Origin of the sequence: Undibacterium sp. TC4M20W, assembly GCF_049340245.1 — a bacterium.
In the GTDB taxonomy this organism is placed as follows: domain Bacteria; phylum Pseudomonadota; class Gammaproteobacteria; order Burkholderiales; family Burkholderiaceae_D; genus Undibacterium.
Genome location: NZ_JBMPPI010000011.1, coordinates 56411 through 71200, shown reverse-complemented (window position 1 = coordinate 71200; position 14790 = coordinate 56411). Strand labels below are relative to the sequence as shown.

At 51.2% G+C, this 14790-nt stretch carries 16 protein-coding genes; 13 read left to right on the top strand and 3 right to left on the bottom strand.

All coding sequences use genetic code 11. The features are described 5' to 3' along the window. Positions 1-60: 60 nt before the first annotated feature. The 3 genes from ACO0LL_RS15150 to ACO0LL_RS15140 form a co-directional block, all read right to left on the bottom strand. A complete protein-coding gene (locus tag ACO0LL_RS15150) occupies positions 61-837 on the bottom strand; it encodes a helix-turn-helix domain-containing protein (RefSeq protein WP_422951681.1) in 777 nt (258 codons plus the stop codon). 124 nt (positions 838-961) lie between these two features. Then, on the bottom strand, positions 962-2119 hold the full coding sequence (locus ACO0LL_RS15145) for an iron-containing alcohol dehydrogenase (RefSeq protein WP_422951680.1): 1158 nt from the start codon (positions 2117-2119) through the stop codon (positions 962-964). Between the two features lie 244 nt (positions 2120-2363). Continuing rightward, positions 2364-3239: an alpha/beta hydrolase gene (locus tag ACO0LL_RS15140; protein WP_422951679.1), complete on the bottom strand. Its 876-nt coding sequence runs from the start codon at positions 3237-3239 to the stop codon at positions 2364-2366. A 203-nt stretch (positions 3240-3442) separates the two neighbouring features. Here ACO0LL_RS15140 and ACO0LL_RS15135 point away from each other — a divergent pair, with 203 nt between their 5' ends. The 13 genes from ACO0LL_RS15135 (at position 3443) to atpG (ending at position 14787) form a co-directional block, all read left to right on the top strand. Continuing rightward, positions 3443-4234 (top strand): sulfite exporter TauE/SafE family protein, encoded by a 792-nt coding sequence (locus ACO0LL_RS15135; protein ID WP_422951678.1) that lies wholly within the window; start codon positions 3443-3445, stop codon positions 4232-4234. Positions 4235-4419: 185 nt separating this feature from the next. Then, the gene (mnmG, locus tag ACO0LL_RS15130; RefSeq protein WP_422951677.1) at positions 4420-6375 is read left to right on the top strand and encodes a tRNA uridine-5-carboxymethylaminomethyl(34) synthesis enzyme MnmG; all 1956 of its coding nucleotides are present in this window, start codon (positions 4420-4422) and stop codon (positions 6373-6375) included. A gap of 132 nt (positions 6376-6507) precedes the next feature. Next, the gene (gene rsmG, locus ACO0LL_RS15125; protein WP_422951676.1) at positions 6508-7158 is read left to right on the top strand and encodes a 16S rRNA (guanine(527)-N(7))-methyltransferase RsmG; all 651 of its coding nucleotides are present in this window, start codon (positions 6508-6510) and stop codon (positions 7156-7158) included. A 16-nt stretch (positions 7159-7174) separates the two neighbouring features. Next, complete coding sequence (locus ACO0LL_RS15120) at positions 7175-7951, top strand: ParA family protein (RefSeq protein WP_186954433.1); 777 nt, start codon at positions 7175-7177, stop codon at positions 7949-7951. Between the two features lie 2 nt (positions 7952-7953). Next, positions 7954-8847 (top strand): ParB/RepB/Spo0J family partition protein, encoded by an 894-nt coding sequence (locus tag ACO0LL_RS15115; protein ID WP_422951675.1) that lies wholly within the window; start codon positions 7954-7956, stop codon positions 8845-8847. 13 nt (positions 8848-8860) lie between these two features. Further along, complete coding sequence (locus tag ACO0LL_RS15110; RefSeq protein WP_422951674.1) at positions 8861-9427, top strand: RBBP9/YdeN family alpha/beta hydrolase; 567 nt, start codon at positions 8861-8863, stop codon at positions 9425-9427. Positions 9428-9748: 321 nt separating this feature from the next. Further along, complete coding sequence (locus ACO0LL_RS15105; RefSeq protein ID WP_162044020.1) at positions 9749-10087, top strand: ATP synthase subunit I; 339 nt, start codon at positions 9749-9751, stop codon at positions 10085-10087. A 2-nt stretch (positions 10088-10089) separates the two neighbouring features. Next, on the top strand, positions 10090-10920 hold the full coding sequence (gene atpB, locus ACO0LL_RS15100; RefSeq protein WP_422951673.1) for a F0F1 ATP synthase subunit A: 831 nt from the start codon (positions 10090-10092) through the stop codon (positions 10918-10920). 85 nt (positions 10921-11005) lie between these two features. Further along, a complete protein-coding gene (gene atpE / locus ACO0LL_RS15095) occupies positions 11006-11248 on the top strand; it encodes a F0F1 ATP synthase subunit C (RefSeq protein WP_186917574.1) in 243 nt (80 codons plus the stop codon). A gap of 65 nt (positions 11249-11313) precedes the next feature. Then, on the top strand, positions 11314-11784 hold the full coding sequence (locus ACO0LL_RS15090; protein ID WP_422951672.1) for a F0F1 ATP synthase subunit B: 471 nt from the start codon (positions 11314-11316) through the stop codon (positions 11782-11784). A 2-nt stretch (positions 11785-11786) separates the two neighbouring features. Beyond that, entirely contained in the window at positions 11787-12320 is a 534-nt protein-coding gene (locus ACO0LL_RS15085; protein ID WP_422951671.1) for a F0F1 ATP synthase subunit delta, read from the top strand. A gap of 26 nt (positions 12321-12346) precedes the next feature. After that, entirely contained in the window at positions 12347-13888 is a 1542-nt protein-coding gene (gene atpA, locus ACO0LL_RS15080; RefSeq protein ID WP_162044016.1) for a F0F1 ATP synthase subunit alpha, read from the top strand. A gap of 29 nt (positions 13889-13917) precedes the next feature. Continuing rightward, positions 13918-14787 (top strand): F0F1 ATP synthase subunit gamma, encoded by an 870-nt coding sequence (gene atpG, locus ACO0LL_RS15075; protein ID WP_422951670.1) that lies wholly within the window; start codon positions 13918-13920, stop codon positions 14785-14787. Positions 14788-14790 lie beyond the last annotated feature (3 nt).

Sequence of the window (14790 nt, the reverse complement as noted above, 5' to 3'; positions counted from 1 at the left end):
AACAGGGTAGGAGCAAGACCGCAGGAGCACCACTATCTGTTCAGATAGTGGCAGGGGTGTTCAGTTTTTATGGCTTGGTAACAGCAAGCCCAGTTCATAGGCTTTGGCGACAGCATGCACGCGGCTGCGTACATCGAGTTTGGCGAAGATCTGGTCGATGTGGTATTTGACGTTGACTTCGGTAAGTTCGAGTATGGTGGCGATTTCCCAATTGGTTTTGCCTTCATGCAGCCAGTGCAGAATTTCTCTTTGCCGCTCACTAAGGGTCTTGTTACTGATGCCGGGCTTGACGGGAAATTCTTCTACGTTTGTCAGGGCATGGGCAAGTGCCAGGTGCAGATGAGGTGTCAACAGGCTCAGCAGATATGCGTGTTGATGGCTGACTTCAAAAGGTAAATTTGTGAAGATGAAATAACTGGAGAAATGCCCGCTCAGGTCCAGCATGCCGTGGGCGACGGTATTATGCATTTTCTGCTTCCTGAATGAAGCCAGCCAGTCAGCAGGAACGGCATGGTCATCACGCCCGGCCTGGAAGAAAACCGGTTCCTGGGTTTCACGCCATTTTTGCATCAGAGGGCTATTGGCCCGGCCTTTGCTGTCTAGCAGGGATTGATAGTATTGGTAAGTCTCTATTGGACAATTGAACTGCAGCAGCTTATGTACATAGTTACCCTGGGGGCTGACGCCACCGATACCGCAGACCATCATTTCATGCGGCAAGACTTCGCGCAAAATCCCCTGGGCAATGCGGCTGAAGTCATCGGCATTGCGGGTTGCCGCACAAGCCATGATGATGGGCAGTATCGAATTGCCAGAGACTTCATGCGCAAAGTTCACCATGTCTGGAATCGTCCTTCAGGCTACTCAGGAGGTGCGTGATGCTGGGGAGATGTGGTGCCAAGGCTTGCAAGACGGCGCATGGCAACTGCTCCATGCGCCATCCTTAACTTATCCTTGTTACTTACAAAGCTGCTGCGTAAATTGCCCTGGCATCTTCCTTCGTCACTTCACGTGGATTATTACCCAGCAGACGTGTTTGCAACATGGCGTCGCTGGCGAGCTGGTCCAGGTCTTTCTCGGTGATACCTACCTGGCTCAGGCGGGTTTCTATGCCTACCCGCACCGCCAGGTCTTCCATGGCCTTGATCATGGCGTGGCAACGCTGCTCTGCCGTGCCTGTGGCTTCTGGCGCGATGATGGCGGCCAGTTCTGCGTACAGTTCAGCCGCGTGGCTGGCATTGAAACGCAGCACGTGTGGCAAGACCAGGGAGTTCGATAAACCATGGGGGACATGGAAGATGCCGCCTACCGGATAGGCCAGCGCATGCACTGCCGCGCAAGGTGCATTGGCAAAAGACTGCCCGGCCAGCATGGCACCGAGTAACATGGCCTGGCGTGCTGCCAGATTGCTGCCATTGCTGCAGGCTTCGTCGATATTGTTCCACAGCAATTTCAAAGCCTGCACTGCCAGCATGTCGGACAGCGGGTTCTTTTTATGCTTGGTCGTATAAGCCTCTATCGCGTGCACCATGGCATCAATGCCGGTGGCAGCAGTGACCTTGGCGGGCAAGCCGGTAGTCAATTGTGCATCGAGAATGGCGATGTCGGCATACAGTTGTGGAGCGACCACGCCCATCTTGGTGGTCGCTCCGGTGGTGACGATGGAGATAGGGGTGACTTCAGACCCGGTACCGGCGGTGGTCGGGATTTGTATCAATGGCAGGCGCTTGCCTTTGACATTGCCTATGCCATACATGGTAGCCAGACTCTGATCGCTGCCCGCCAGGATGGCGATGAGTTTGGCCACATCCATGGAGCTGCCGCCGCCGAGGCCAACCACCAGTTCGACTTGCAGGTCACGGGCATTGGCTACTGCCTGCAAGACGATGGCTTCTGGTGGGTCGGCAATCACATCGGAGAAAATACTGACTTTGAGTTGTTCCGTTTCCAGGCTGTCAATGACAGGCTGGACCAGGCCGGTACGCAGGAAACCAGCATCGGTCACCAGCAGTACATGGCTAATCGCTGGAAATTCCTGGCGTATGATTTTGCCCAGGCGCGTGGCTGCACCGGTTTGGCTGATCAGGCTGGGGACGGTTCTGAATTCAAAGTCATTCATCTTTATCTCATTTTCATTTAGAACCTGTTTTCGATCTTACTGCGCGAGCGCAACAGGAATTAATGCGGGGGCTCATGTGCTGCTCAAAATGCTCATGTACTAGAGTACATTCCGCTTTTTGCGCTGCGTTTTGTTACCATGACCCCGCTGACGCTCGCTCGCTACAGATCGTAAACAGGTTCTTAGCTCGTTGTAGGGATATCTACCTTAGCACATGCTGGCCTTAAGGACTTTGCGAGCAATGTTATTTGTCCAACAGCTTCAGGTCGCGCATCCAGTCGGCATACAGGCTGGTCCAGTTGCGCACGCTGCCGCTGGCAGGTGTCATGCCAAAGCCATGGTCGCCACGACGGAAGGCATGCAGTTCTGCCTGGGCACCGCCTTCCAGTAATTGCTGATAGATTTTTGCGGCGACTACTGGTGGGGCTTTGGGATCGTCCGAGGCATGGACTATGAATACGGGCGGGGTGTTCTTGCTTGCCTTTGGGATTTTTCCACCGGGCACACCGGTATATACCAGGGCGATAAAGTCTGCGCGGTTGCCCAATTTTTCTGCGGCATCGGCAGCGCCTGAGTTGCCTTCATCCTGATCCATCAACAGTTGCAGGGCCATGACACCGCCAGCAGAGAAACCGAGTACGCCTATCTTCTTGCTGTCGATTTTCCAGTCTGCTGCATGTTGTCGTAGTACGCGCATGGCGCGGCTGGTGTCTGCTGTCAGGGGCTGTATGGCTTTCCAGTTACGCTCGGTATCCAGTGCGAGGGTGCGGTATTTGAGTACGGCGGCGGTGATGCCCTGGGCATTCAGCCAGTGCGCGGCTTCTATGCCTTCCTTGTCTATGCAGACATAACGGAAGCCACCGCCTGGTACGACCAGCACTGCTGTGCCAGTTGCCTTGTCCGCTGGGGCCGGATAAATGGTCAGCGTAGGTTTGCTGACATAGCTGAGGTAGCGGTCGAGGCGGCCAGTTTCATGCCGGTCTTCTGCCGCCTCTGCCTGCTGATGTTGCAGACCGGGCGCGCCGTTTTGCCATAAGGGGATCTCGATTTCAGCTTGCGCCTTGCTGCTGTTACTGAACAAGATACTTGCTGCAAACACCAGAGAAAGGGAAATCTTCATTGCGTTGATCCTTGTGAAAGACAAATAGCGACAGATTGATTACACCGGATTTGCATCTTGTCTGATTTGTCTCTGCCAGTCAAACCGGAAAAGCCGTGCTGCAACTGTTATGGCACGGCCTGTACCTTGTTGCCCACAGCTTGCTTCTGTATAAGTTATCTGTGCCATGTTTGCTGCTTGAGTTATTTTCTTGAGGCAACATGATGGCCTCCCATTACCAATCAAACGCGCTCAATATGGATATTTTTCTTTTAGCCCTGGCGGCCTTCTTTGCTGGTTTTGTTGATTCCATCGTCGGTGGCGGTGGCTTGATACAGGTTCCCGCCTTGTTTTCTTTTATGCCAGGGACGGCTCCTGCCACCTTGCTGGGCACCAATAAGATGGCAGGTATCTGGGGGACGACGGTGGCTGCGACGCGCTATATGAGGAATGTCAGATTGCGTTGGGCCATGGTTGCGCCCGCTGCCTTGATGGCTTTCCTGTTTTCATTTGCCGGGGCTTTCCTGGTCACCCACATACCGCCAACCTATTTGCGCAAGGCCTTACCCTTTATCTTACTAGGCGTAGCTGTCTATACGTTTAAGAAAAAGGAATTTGGAGCGGATAGTAATCCGGTGTTTTCAGGGTCAAAGGAAGTTTATATGGCTATGCTGGTTGGTGCCGGAATTGGCTTTTATGATGGTTTTTTTGGGCCGGGCACAGGTAGCTTTTTGATGTTTATATTCGTCCGCTTCTTTGGTTATAAATTCGACAGAGCAACTGCTGTGGCTAAAGTTCTCAACGTTGCATGTAATGCGGCAGCTCTGATTTGGTTTGGATACAGCGGGCATGTTCTTTGGATGCTCGGTTTAGCCATGGCTGTATGCGGTGTCGGTGGTTCTATTTTAGGTAGTCATTTAGCAATAAAACATGGCGCTACATTTGTTCGCAAGATATTCCTGGTGGTAGTTATCGCGCTTATCTTCAAGACTACCTATGATGCCTTCATCAAATAACAGTGTTTCACGTGAAACAATCAGGCTGTAATAATGGGACTTCGGTCCCATTATTTATGCCCAGATGCGCATGTTTCACGTGAAACATAGTTCTAAATAAAAAGAGAATCTTTAGTTCTACAAAAGTTTACGCGCAAAACAAACTATAATCGTGCCTCCCGTCCCAAGTTTCTCAGAAATCCACCATGTTTTATCCAAAAGAATTCGATGTTATCGTCGTCGGCGGCGGTCACGCCGGTACCGAAGCTGCGCTTGCCGCTGCCCGTATGGGGCAGTCCACACTGTTGTTGACCCACAATATCGAGACCCTGGGTCAGATGTCTTGCAATCCATCCATAGGTGGGATAGGCAAGGGCCATCTGGTTAAAGAGGTCGATGCCATGGGCGGCGCCATGGCGATTGCCACTGATGAAGCGGGCATACAATTCCGTATCCTGAATTCATCCAAGGGCCCTGCTGTACGTGCGACCCGTGCTCAGGCTGACCGTATCTTGTACAAACAGGCTATCCGTAGTCGTCTGGAAAATCAGCCTAATCTGTGGTTATTCCAGCAGGCAGTCGATGATTTGCTGGTCGAAGGTAATCGTGTAGTCGGTGCGGTGACCCAAGTTGGTATCAGGTTTCGCGCCCGCGCAGTCGTGTTGACAGCAGGTACTTTCCTTGATGGGAAGATCCATGTGGGCTTGAATAACTATTCGGCAGGCCGTGCCGGTGACCCGCCAGCGATATCTTTGTCTGCGCGTTTGAAAGAACTCGCGCTGCCACAAGGTCGTTTGAAGACAGGTACGCCACCACGTATAGACGGTCGCAGCATCGATTTTTCACTGATGCAAGAGCAGCCAGGTGATCTTGATCCTGTGCCAGTGTTCTCGTATATGGGTAACACCAGTATGCATCCAAGGCAGTTGCCATGCTGGATTACCCATACCAATGAAAAAACCCACGATATTATCCGTGCTGGCCTGGACCGCAGCCCGATGTACACGGGTGTCATTGAAGGGGTGGGGCCACGATATTGCCCATCGATAGAAGACAAGATACACCGCTTCGCCAGCAAGGAATCACACCAGATTTTCCTGGAGCCAGAAGGCCTGACGACGAATGAGTTTTACCCTAACGGTATCTCTACCAGCCTGCCTTTTGATGTGCAGCTGGACTTGGTGCGTTCCATGCGCGGTATGGAAAACGCTTACATCCTGCGCCCTGGCTATGCGATTGAATATGATTACTTTGATCCGCGTGGTTTGAAATCATCGCTGGAAACCCGCCAGATTGAAGGCCTGTTCTTTGCTGGTCAAATCAATGGCACCACAGGTTACGAAGAAGCAGCAGCCCAGGGTATGTTAGCTGGCCTGAATGCCGCACTGAAAACCCAGGGTAAAGACGCCTGGGTGCCACGCCGTGATGAAGCTTATCTAGGTGTGTTAGTGGATGACCTGATTACCAAGGGTGTGCAAGAGCCTTACCGCATGTTCACTAGCCGTGCTGAATTCCGCCTGAGCTTGCGTGAAGATAATGCCGATATGCGCCTGACCGAGATAGGTCGTCAACTCGGTTGCGTTAGCGATGCGCAATGGCAGCAGTTTGAAGAAAAGCGTGAAAGTGTTTCACGTGAAATGGAAAGGCTGCGTTCGACCTGGGTCAACCCCCGCATCCTCGCAGATGTCGAAGCTGAGCGTGTCGTTGGCAAGGCCCTGGAGCGTGAATATTCCCTCGCTGATTTGTTGCGCCGCCCTCAAGTGACTTATGAAAGCCTCATGAGTTTGCAAGGTGTGGAAGGGCAGGAGTTGGCGGGGCCAGGTGTGCTCGATCCACATGTACGCGAGCAGGTGGAGATACAGGTCAAATATGCCGGCTACATCGACAGGCAGGCCAAAGAAGTTGAGCGCCATGCACATTTTGAAAACCTCAAAATGCCGGTGGCTTTTGACTATATGGAAGTCAATGGGCTTTCGATCGAAGTCAGGCAAAAGCTGAACAAGCATCAGCCTGAAAGCCTGGGTCAGTGTGGCCGTATTTCTGGCGTGACGCCTGCAGCAATTTCCCTGCTTTTGGTACATCTGAAGAAGCGCGGTTTTAAAGAGTTTATGGCGAGTGCTGATGCAGTGGCTGAGGCGGTTGCTGAAACCCCAGCAGATTGATTCACGTGGAACATCAGATTGCAGGCGTGTTTTTGCAAGCGCTTTGGTATGAGTATGCCTGCAAGCACAAGAAATTAAAACGAAGAATAAAACTGAAATGAAAAATAAGAAGTTAATCGAGGGCAGGGCCGTATGATTCACGTGGAACAAACACAGTTAAGAGCGATGCTGGCAAGCGGTGTTGAGGAATTGGCACTGGATTTAAATAATGATCAAATTGATAACATGATTGCTTATTTGATATTATTATCAAAATGGAACTCTGTGTATAACTTGACGGCGATCCGCGACCCCAAAGAAATGGTCAGGCAACATTTGCTGGATTCGCTTTCTGCGGCTCCGGCATTCAAGGATGCAAAAAATATACTGGATGTGGGTGCTGGTGGCGGTTTGCCCGGTATGATGCTGGCGATTACTTATCCACAGGCCAAGGTGTCCATGATAGATACGGTCAGTAAAAAGACTGCCTTTTTGACCCAGGCCAAGACTGAGCTGGGTTTGAAGAATGTTACTGTCCATACCGGCAGGGTAGAAGCCTTGCAGGTCAAAGACGCCTTTGACGTCATCACTTCACGCGCATTTTCTGAGTTAGCCAATTTCGTCAACTGGTCGGGACATCTGCTGGCAGACGGCGGCCAGTTTATCGCCATGAAGGGCGTAGAACCGACACAGGAAATACACAGCCTGCCCGCTGGCTGGCATGTGGATAAGTTGCAAGCCTTGACGGTGCCTGGCTTGCAGGCAGAACGTCACCTCGTCTTTATCAAGAAAACCCAGGCCTGATTTCACGGAAACCTCTATGGCAAAAATCTTTTGTGTAGCAAACCAAAAAGGTGGCGTGGGTAAAACCACAACTACCGTCAATCTCGCCGCAGGCCTGGCGAAACTCGATCAACGCGTCTTACTGGTTGATCTCGACCCCCAGGGTAATGCCACCATGGGAGCAGGTATCAACAAGGCAAAGCTGACCGCTTCCATTTATGAAGTCTTGCTCGGTATGTCAGATGTGACCACCGCCAAGCTGCGTTCTGAATCTGGCCGCTTTGATGTCTTGCCCGCCAATCGTGAGCTGGCTGGTGCCGAAGTGGAAATGGTCTCGCTGGACAACCGCGACAAGCGCCTGCGTGAAGCTCTGGCCAAGGTCGATGCTGACTATGACTTCATCCTCATCGATTGTCCGCCAGCCTTGTCGCTGCTGACTTTGAATGGCCTGTGCGCTGCGCATGGCGTGATCATCCCCATGCAGTGTGAATACTATGCGCTGGAAGGTTTATCTGATCTGGCCAATACGATCAAGAAAGTCTCCGCCAACCTGAATCCTGACTTGAAGATAGTCGGCCTGTTGCGCGTGATGTTTGACCCGCGCATGACGCTGTCGCAACAAGTCTCTGACCAGCTCGAGCAGCATTTTGGCGACAAGGTCTTCAAGACCCTGATCCCGCGTAATGTGCGTCTGGCAGAAGCACCATCTTACGGTATCCCCGGCGTGGTGTTTGATCCTGCATCCAAAGGGGCGCAAGCCTATATCGCCTTTGGTGCAGAGATGGTGGAAAGAATTAAACAACTGGAAAAATAAGTATGTCGATCAAAAAACAAAAAGGTCTGGGCCGTGGCCTGGACGCCTTGCTTGGCGGTGCCGCTGACTTTGCCGAAGCCGTACCTACCGTTACTGGTGCCCCTACCAGCCTCAACGTTGCACAAATGCAAGCTGGTAAGTACCAACCCCGTACCCGCATGGACGAGGGCGCACTGGCCGAGTTGGCTGCCTCCATCAAGGCCCAGGGTTTGATGCAACCTATCCTGGTTCGCCCGATAGGACAAAACAATGGCGTAACCCGTTACGAAATCATTGCCGGTGAACGCCGTTTCCGCGCCTCGCAAATGGCGGGCATGGAAGAAGTGCCGGTACTGGTCAAGGATGTCGATGACCAGGCCGCCGCCGCCATGGCTCTCATCGAGAACATGCAGCGTGAAGACCTGAATCCCCTCGAAGAAGCCCAGGGCATACACAGGCTGATCACGGATTTCTCGTTTACCCATGAGCAGGCAGCCAATGCAGTAGGGCGCTCACGCAGTGCGGTATCCAACCTGCTGCGCTTGTTGAATCTGGCCAAGCCGGTACAAACCATGCTGATGGCCGGTGACATCGACATGGGCCATGCCCGTTCGCTGCTGGTCACCGATGCCGCCACCCAGATACAGCTGGCCAACCAGATCGTCGCCAAACGCATGTCTGTCCGTGAAGCAGAAAAACTGGTTGCCAAGACCACGGCTGAGATGAGTGCGAATGGCAAGCCGCGCGACAAGGCAGAAAAATCCCGCGACATTACCCGTCTTGAAGAAGAGTTATCCGATTTGCTGGCGACCCAGGTTGCCCTTAAATTAGGCAGCAAGGGCAGGGGGCAGATGCTGATCGATTTTGCCGACCTTGATAGTCTGGATGGCATCATTTTAAAGATACGTGGACAGTAAAAAGATTCAGCCCATGCAGATACTGACTTTACCCGGCCTGTATAGCTCCGGCCCCGGCCACTGGCAAACACGCTGGGAAGCCGAATTGCCAAATGTAAAAAGAGTAGAGCAACAAGACTGGGATCATCCGGTCAAGGATGTGTGGGTTGCCACTTTGTCAGCAGCCATTAATGCGGTTGATGACGAAGTGGTGCTGGTGGCGCACAGCATGGGTTGTGCTTTAACTGCCTGGTGGCTGGTGTCCGGCATGCCGGACGTGGCAGATAAAAGCAAAGTCAAGGCAGCATTCCTGGTGGCACCGCCGAATGTCGGGCGGGAAAATTTCCCCGTACCCACTTTCAATCCCATGCCGCTGGCCAGGTTTCCCTTCCCGGTTACCGTGGTAGCATCCAGTGATGACCCATGGTGCGATGTGTCAATTGCACAAGCCTGGGCAAAAAATTGGGGAGCCGAGCTGCACCTGATTGGTGCAAAAGGCCATATCAATGGCGAATCTGGTCTGGGTAGCTGGAAGCAAGGCCAGGAATGGTTGAGCGCGTTGATTGCAAAAACAGCAAAAACGGGACAGCCAGTACAATAATAAAAAAAGCACCAAAATGGCGCATTAATGAAGGGTTTTCAGACAATGCACCAAACATTTAGCCTTATGCATCAAACGTTTGACGTTATTACGCACTACCACGTATAATTCCGTGGTTTTGATTGGCGAGGATTTGCGCTGCCCGGTTATATAGTGGCAAGCCAGTCAAATTCAACTGTCATATTTATAAAATTGTAGGACTTACGCAAGATAGTCCAGCAAAGCCCCTGATGAACACAGTGCAAAACTGGGTATTGGGGCTGGTGATGGGTTTGATCCATTGCTGCTATTTTGCGCAAGTCCTGGATAAATGAGGGAAGCATGGCACGCATCATACTGCTGCAACTGGTAGCAGCGCTGGTTGCGGGCTTGCTTGCTGGAATTTTCGGCAATATTTCTTACGGATTGTCTGCCCTGTTCGGTGGATTATCCTGTGCGATCCCAAATGCCTTGTTCGCGTTGCGCCTGACTATGAGCGCCCGGAGGCCTGGAGGAGCAAATCCGATGAGTTTTTTCATCGGTGAATTTTTCAAAGTTATATCGACAGTCGCGCTGATGGCAGCGGTTGTCTTCTGGTACCCCGATGTCAACTGGCCGGCCTTTTTGATCGCCTTCATCGTCGTACTGAAAAGTTATTTCATTTTACTCTTTAGGCACTGATCATGAGCTCAGCTGAACAAGTCACTCCGTCAGAATATATAGCCCATCACCTTGGGCATTTGACAAACCACGGCCATCAGGCACAAACGTCCCTGTGGGACATGTCGTATGTCAATATTGATACGGTTATCTGGTCAGTCGCTTGCGGCTTGCTCGGTACTATCATTATGTACATGGCAGCACGCAAGGCAACTTCCGGCGTACCTGGCCGTTTCCAGTGCGCAGTAGAAATGCTGATCGAGATGGTCGACAACAATGCAAAAAGCATCGTTCACGGCAACACCAGCTTCATCGCTCCTATGGCCTTGTCGGTATTTGTCTGGGTGGTATTGATGAACTCCCTGGATTTCCTGCCAGTTGATCTGTTCTCTCAATGGCTGTTCCCGGCGTTTGGCCTGGATCATGAAATGCCTCACCGCGTGGTTCCCACTGCTGACTTGAACGGTACTCTCGGTATCTCCATCGGTATTTTCTGCCTGATGATGTATTACAGCTTCAAGATCAAAGGCGTGGGCGGTTTCATCAAGGAATTGTTCAGCGCACCGTTTGGTCCTATGCTCTTCCCTTTCAATCTGGCATTGAATCTGGTTGAATACGCAGCGAAAACTTTCTCGCTTGGTATGCGGTTGTTCGGCAACATGTTTGCCGGCGAATTGTTGTTCCTGTTGATTGCAGCTTTGCTGGGTGCTTCCGATTCCATCTTCGGCGGTATTGGTCATTTGGTACTGGGTTCTGCCTGGTCCATCTTCCACATCCTAATCGTGCCTCTGCAAGCCTTTATTTTCATGATGTTGACTCTGGTGTACATGGGTCAGGCTCACGAAGCGCATTAATTAAGTTTTGAAGTTTTTTGGTTTTAGTTTTGGTTTTAGTTTTTTGATTTTGGTATTTTAATTTTAACTTTCTAGGAGTTTTCTCATGACTAACGTCGCTTTCGTTGCATTGGCTTGTGGTTTGATCATCGGTTTGGGCGCTTTGGGTGCTTGTATCGGTATCGCTATGATGGGTGGTAAATATCTGGAAGCGTCTGCTCGTCAACCAGAATTGATGGACAAACTGCAAGGTAAAATGCTGTTGTTGGCTGGTCTGATCGATGCTGCGTTCATTATCGGTGTTGGTATCGCCATGTTCTTCGCAACTGCAAACCCATTCAAAGGCTAATAGCTTTCCTTTTTCTACCGCAGGTCTCTGGCCTGCGGAACGATTAATTTGATAAGGAAACTAAAGTGAATCTGAATCTATCTATGTGGTATCAGGCTGGGGTGTTTTTCATCCTGGCTTTGGTGACTGCAAAATTCATCTGGCCACCAGTGATTGGTGCGATCGATGAGCGCATGAAGCGCATTGCAGACGGTTTGGCTGCTGCTGATAAAGGCAAGTTGGAAATGCAAGCTGCTGAAAAGCGCGTGCAGGCTCAATTGGCTGCTGCTGGTGAAGAGAGCAAAACACATATCATCAACGCAGAAAAACGCGCTGCTCTGATCGTTGAAGAAGCTCGCAACACTGCTGCTGCTGAAGCTGCCCGCATTATTGCTGCAGCAAAAGCGGATGCTGAAAATCAAGTGACTAAAGCACGCGAAGAATTGCGCGACCAGGTTGCCACTCTGGCAGTCAAAGGCGCAGAACAAATTCTGAAACGTGAAGTCAACGCATCTGCTCACGCTGATCTGTTGAACCAACTGAAAACCGAGCTGTAATCATGGCCGAAATCGCAACGATCGCTCGTCCTTACGCAGAAGCGCTGTTTCGTGTTGCCCAAGCCGGTAACCTGTCCGCCTGGTCGGACCTGGTTACCGAAATGGCACAGGTAGGTGCGCATCCCGATGTACAAGCTCTTGCACACAACCCTAAAGTCTCGGCTGATCAAAAAGCTGAGATTTTCTTGTCTGCGATCAAATCTCCAGTGACTGCTGAAGCGAAAAACTTCATCAACACACTTGCTGACTATGACCGCCTGACTTTGTTGCCCGAAATCGCTTTCCAGTTCCACGCTCTGAAAAACGCCCACGAAGGCGCTGCAGATGCAGAAGTAACCAGCGCATTTGATATGACGGCAGCTCAGTTGAGCGAGCTCTCAGCGCTGTTGGAAAAGAAATTTGGCCGCAAGTTGCACCCTACAGTCAAAGTGGATTCCTCTTTGATCGGTGGTGTACGCATCGTGGTTGGTGATCAGGTGCTCGACACGTCGGTACGCGCGAAGCTGCAGAAAATGCACGTCGCCCTGACCGCGTAAGAACGTAATAAATATTAGGAGTTAGTATGCAACTCAACCCATCTGAAATCAGCGAGTTGATCAAGAGCCGGATTCAAGGCCTTGGCGACACAGCTGAGATTCGCAATCAAGGTACGGTTATCTCCGTTACCGACGGTATCTGCCGCATTCACGGTCTGTCTGACGCGATGCAAGGTGAGATGCTGGAATTCCCAGGCAACACATTTGGTCTGGCGCTGAACCTGGAACGTGATTCCGTTGGTGCCGTTATCCTGGGTGACTACGAACACATCTCCGAAGGCGATACAGTTAAATGTACCGGCCGTATTCTGGAAGTGCCTATCGGTCCTGAACTGCGTGGTCGTGTAGTTAACGCGCTGGGTCAGCCTATCGATGGCAAAGGTCCTATCAATGCAAAACTGTCCGCGCCTATCGAAAAGATTGCGCCTGGCGTTATTGCACGTCAATCCGTTTCTGAACCTATGCAAACTGGCCTGAAGTCTATCGACTCCATGGTACCGGTTGGCCGTGGTCAGCGCGAATTGATCATTGGCGATCGTCAAACTGGTAAAACAGCTGTTGCGATCGATGCCGTGATCAATCAAAAAGGTCAAAACGTTACATGTATCTATGTAGCGATTGGTCAAAAAGCTTCTTCCGTTAAAAACGTTGTGCGCGCTCTCGAAGCACACGGCGCCATGGAATACACCATCGTTGTTGCTGCTACTGCTGCTGAATCTGCAGCGATGCAATACGTATCCGCATACTCCGGTTGCGCGATGGGCGAATACTTCCGTGACCGCGGTCAAGATGCACTGATCATTTATGATGATCTGTCCAAACAAGCTGTTGCTTACCGTCAGGTTTCCCTGTTGCTGCGCCGTCCACCAGGCCGCGAAGCTTACCCAGGTGACGTATTCTATTTGCACAGCCGTTTGCTGGAACGTGCAGCACGCGTTAACCCAGACTACGTTGAAGCTTTCACCAAAGGTGAAGTTAAAGGTAAAACAGGTTCTTTGACAGCATTGCCTATCATTGAAACTCAGGCTGGTGACGTTTCCGCGTTCGTTCCTACCAACGTAATTTCGATTACTGACGGTCAGATCTTCCTGGAAACATCCTTGTTCAATGCAGGTATCCGTCCAGCGATTAACGCTGGTATCTCGGTTTCCCGCGTTGGTGGTGCTGCTCAGACTAAAGTTATCAAAAACTTGTCCGGCGGTATCCGTAATGACTTGGCACAGTACCGTGAATTGGCAGCGTTTGCCCAGTTCGCTTCTGACCTCGATGAAGTAACACGCAAGCAGCTCGATCGTGGTGCCCGCGTTACTGAATTGTTGAAGCAAGCTCAATACGCTCCACTGTCCATCTCCCTGATGGCCGTTACATTGTTCTCCGTGAACAAAGGCTTCCTGGATGATGTACCGGTCAAGCAAGTGCTGGCATTCGAAGCAGGCGTGCACAATTTCATGAAAACGAGCCATGCAGCATTGCTGCAGAAGATCGAAGAAACCAAGCAACTGGACAAAGATGGCGAAGCTGCCATGGCTGCCGCAATTGCTGATTTCAAAAAATCCGGCGCCTATTAATTTACTGTAGCTAGAAGGAGTCAATACTCATGGCTGCAGGCAAAGAGATACGTGGCAAGATCAAAAGCGTAGAAAATACGAAGAAGATCACGAAGGCGATGGAAATGGTCGCTGCATCCAAAATGCGTAAAGCGCAAGACCGGATGCGTGCGGCTCGCCCGTACAGTGAAAAGATTCGTACGATTACGGCTAACTTGTCACAGGCCAACCCAGAGTACACGCATCCTTTTATGGTGCAACAAGATCTGTCCAAGAAAGTTGGCGTGATTGTTGTAACGACAGATAAAGGTTTGTGTGGCGGTCTCAACACCAACGTGTTGCGTCTGGTCACCAGCAAAATGCGTGAACTCGAAGGTAAGGGTTCAAAGATAGAAGCGGTCGCAATTGGTAATAAAGGTCTCGGCTTCCTGAATCGCGTAGGTGCGCAAGTGGTTTCCCATGTCACACAATTGGGCGACACTCCTCACCTCGACAAACTGATAGGTCCAGTCAAAGTTTTGCTGGACGCGTATCAGGAAGGCAAGCTGGATGCGGTTTACCTGAGTTATACAAGATTTATCAACACCATGAAGCAAGAGCCGGTGATGGAGCAGTTGTTGCCCCTGACAGCGGACAAACTGGCGACAGATAAAAATGCCCATACCTGGGATTATCTGTATGAACCAGATGCTGCAACCGTGATTGATGAATTGTTGATACGTTATGTAGAAGCACTGATTTTCCAGGCCGTAGCGGAAAACATGGCATCTGAACAATCGGCCCGTATGGTGGCGATGAAATCAGCAACTGATAACGCAGGTAACGTGATTGGCGAACTGAAACTGGTTTATAACAAAACCCGTCAAGCCGCCATTACCAAAGAGCTCTCCGAGATCGTCGCCGGCGCGGCAGCGGTCTAAACT

What these genes read in the sequence shown, in the direction of transcription:
- ACO0LL_RS15145 (WP_422951680.1), bottom strand. Translation starts at nt 2,119, where the DNA reads ATGAATGACTTTGAATTCAGAACCGTCCCCAGCCTGATCAGCCAAACC.
- ACO0LL_RS15140 (WP_422951679.1), bottom strand. Translation starts at nt 3,239, where the DNA reads ATGAAGATTTCCCTTTCTCTGGTGTTTGCAGCAAGTATCTTGTTCAGT.
- ACO0LL_RS15135 (WP_422951678.1), top strand. Translation starts at nt 3,443, where the DNA reads ATGGCCTCCCATTACCAATCAAACGCGCTCAATATGGATATTTTTCTT.
- mnmG (WP_422951677.1), top strand. Translation starts at nt 4,420, where the DNA reads ATGTTTTATCCAAAAGAATTCGATGTTATCGTCGTCGGCGGCGGTCAC.
- rsmG (WP_422951676.1), top strand. Translation starts at nt 6,508, where the DNA reads ATGATTCACGTGGAACAAACACAGTTAAGAGCGATGCTGGCAAGCGGT.
- ACO0LL_RS15120 (WP_186954433.1), top strand. Translation starts at nt 7,175, where the DNA reads ATGGCAAAAATCTTTTGTGTAGCAAACCAAAAAGGTGGCGTGGGTAAA.
- ACO0LL_RS15115 (WP_422951675.1), top strand. Translation starts at nt 7,954, where the DNA reads ATGTCGATCAAAAAACAAAAAGGTCTGGGCCGTGGCCTGGACGCCTTG.
- ACO0LL_RS15110 (WP_422951674.1), top strand. Translation starts at nt 8,861, where the DNA reads ATGCAGATACTGACTTTACCCGGCCTGTATAGCTCCGGCCCCGGCCAC.
- ACO0LL_RS15105 (WP_162044020.1), top strand. Translation starts at nt 9,749, where the DNA reads ATGGCACGCATCATACTGCTGCAACTGGTAGCAGCGCTGGTTGCGGGC.
- atpB (WP_422951673.1), top strand. Translation starts at nt 10,090, where the DNA reads ATGAGCTCAGCTGAACAAGTCACTCCGTCAGAATATATAGCCCATCAC.
- atpE (WP_186917574.1), top strand. Translation starts at nt 11,006, where the DNA reads ATGACTAACGTCGCTTTCGTTGCATTGGCTTGTGGTTTGATCATCGGT.
- ACO0LL_RS15085 (WP_422951671.1), top strand. Translation starts at nt 11,787, where the DNA reads ATGGCCGAAATCGCAACGATCGCTCGTCCTTACGCAGAAGCGCTGTTT.
- atpA (WP_162044016.1), top strand. Translation starts at nt 12,347, where the DNA reads ATGCAACTCAACCCATCTGAAATCAGCGAGTTGATCAAGAGCCGGATT.
- atpG (WP_422951670.1), top strand. Translation starts at nt 13,918, where the DNA reads ATGGCTGCAGGCAAAGAGATACGTGGCAAGATCAAAAGCGTAGAAAAT.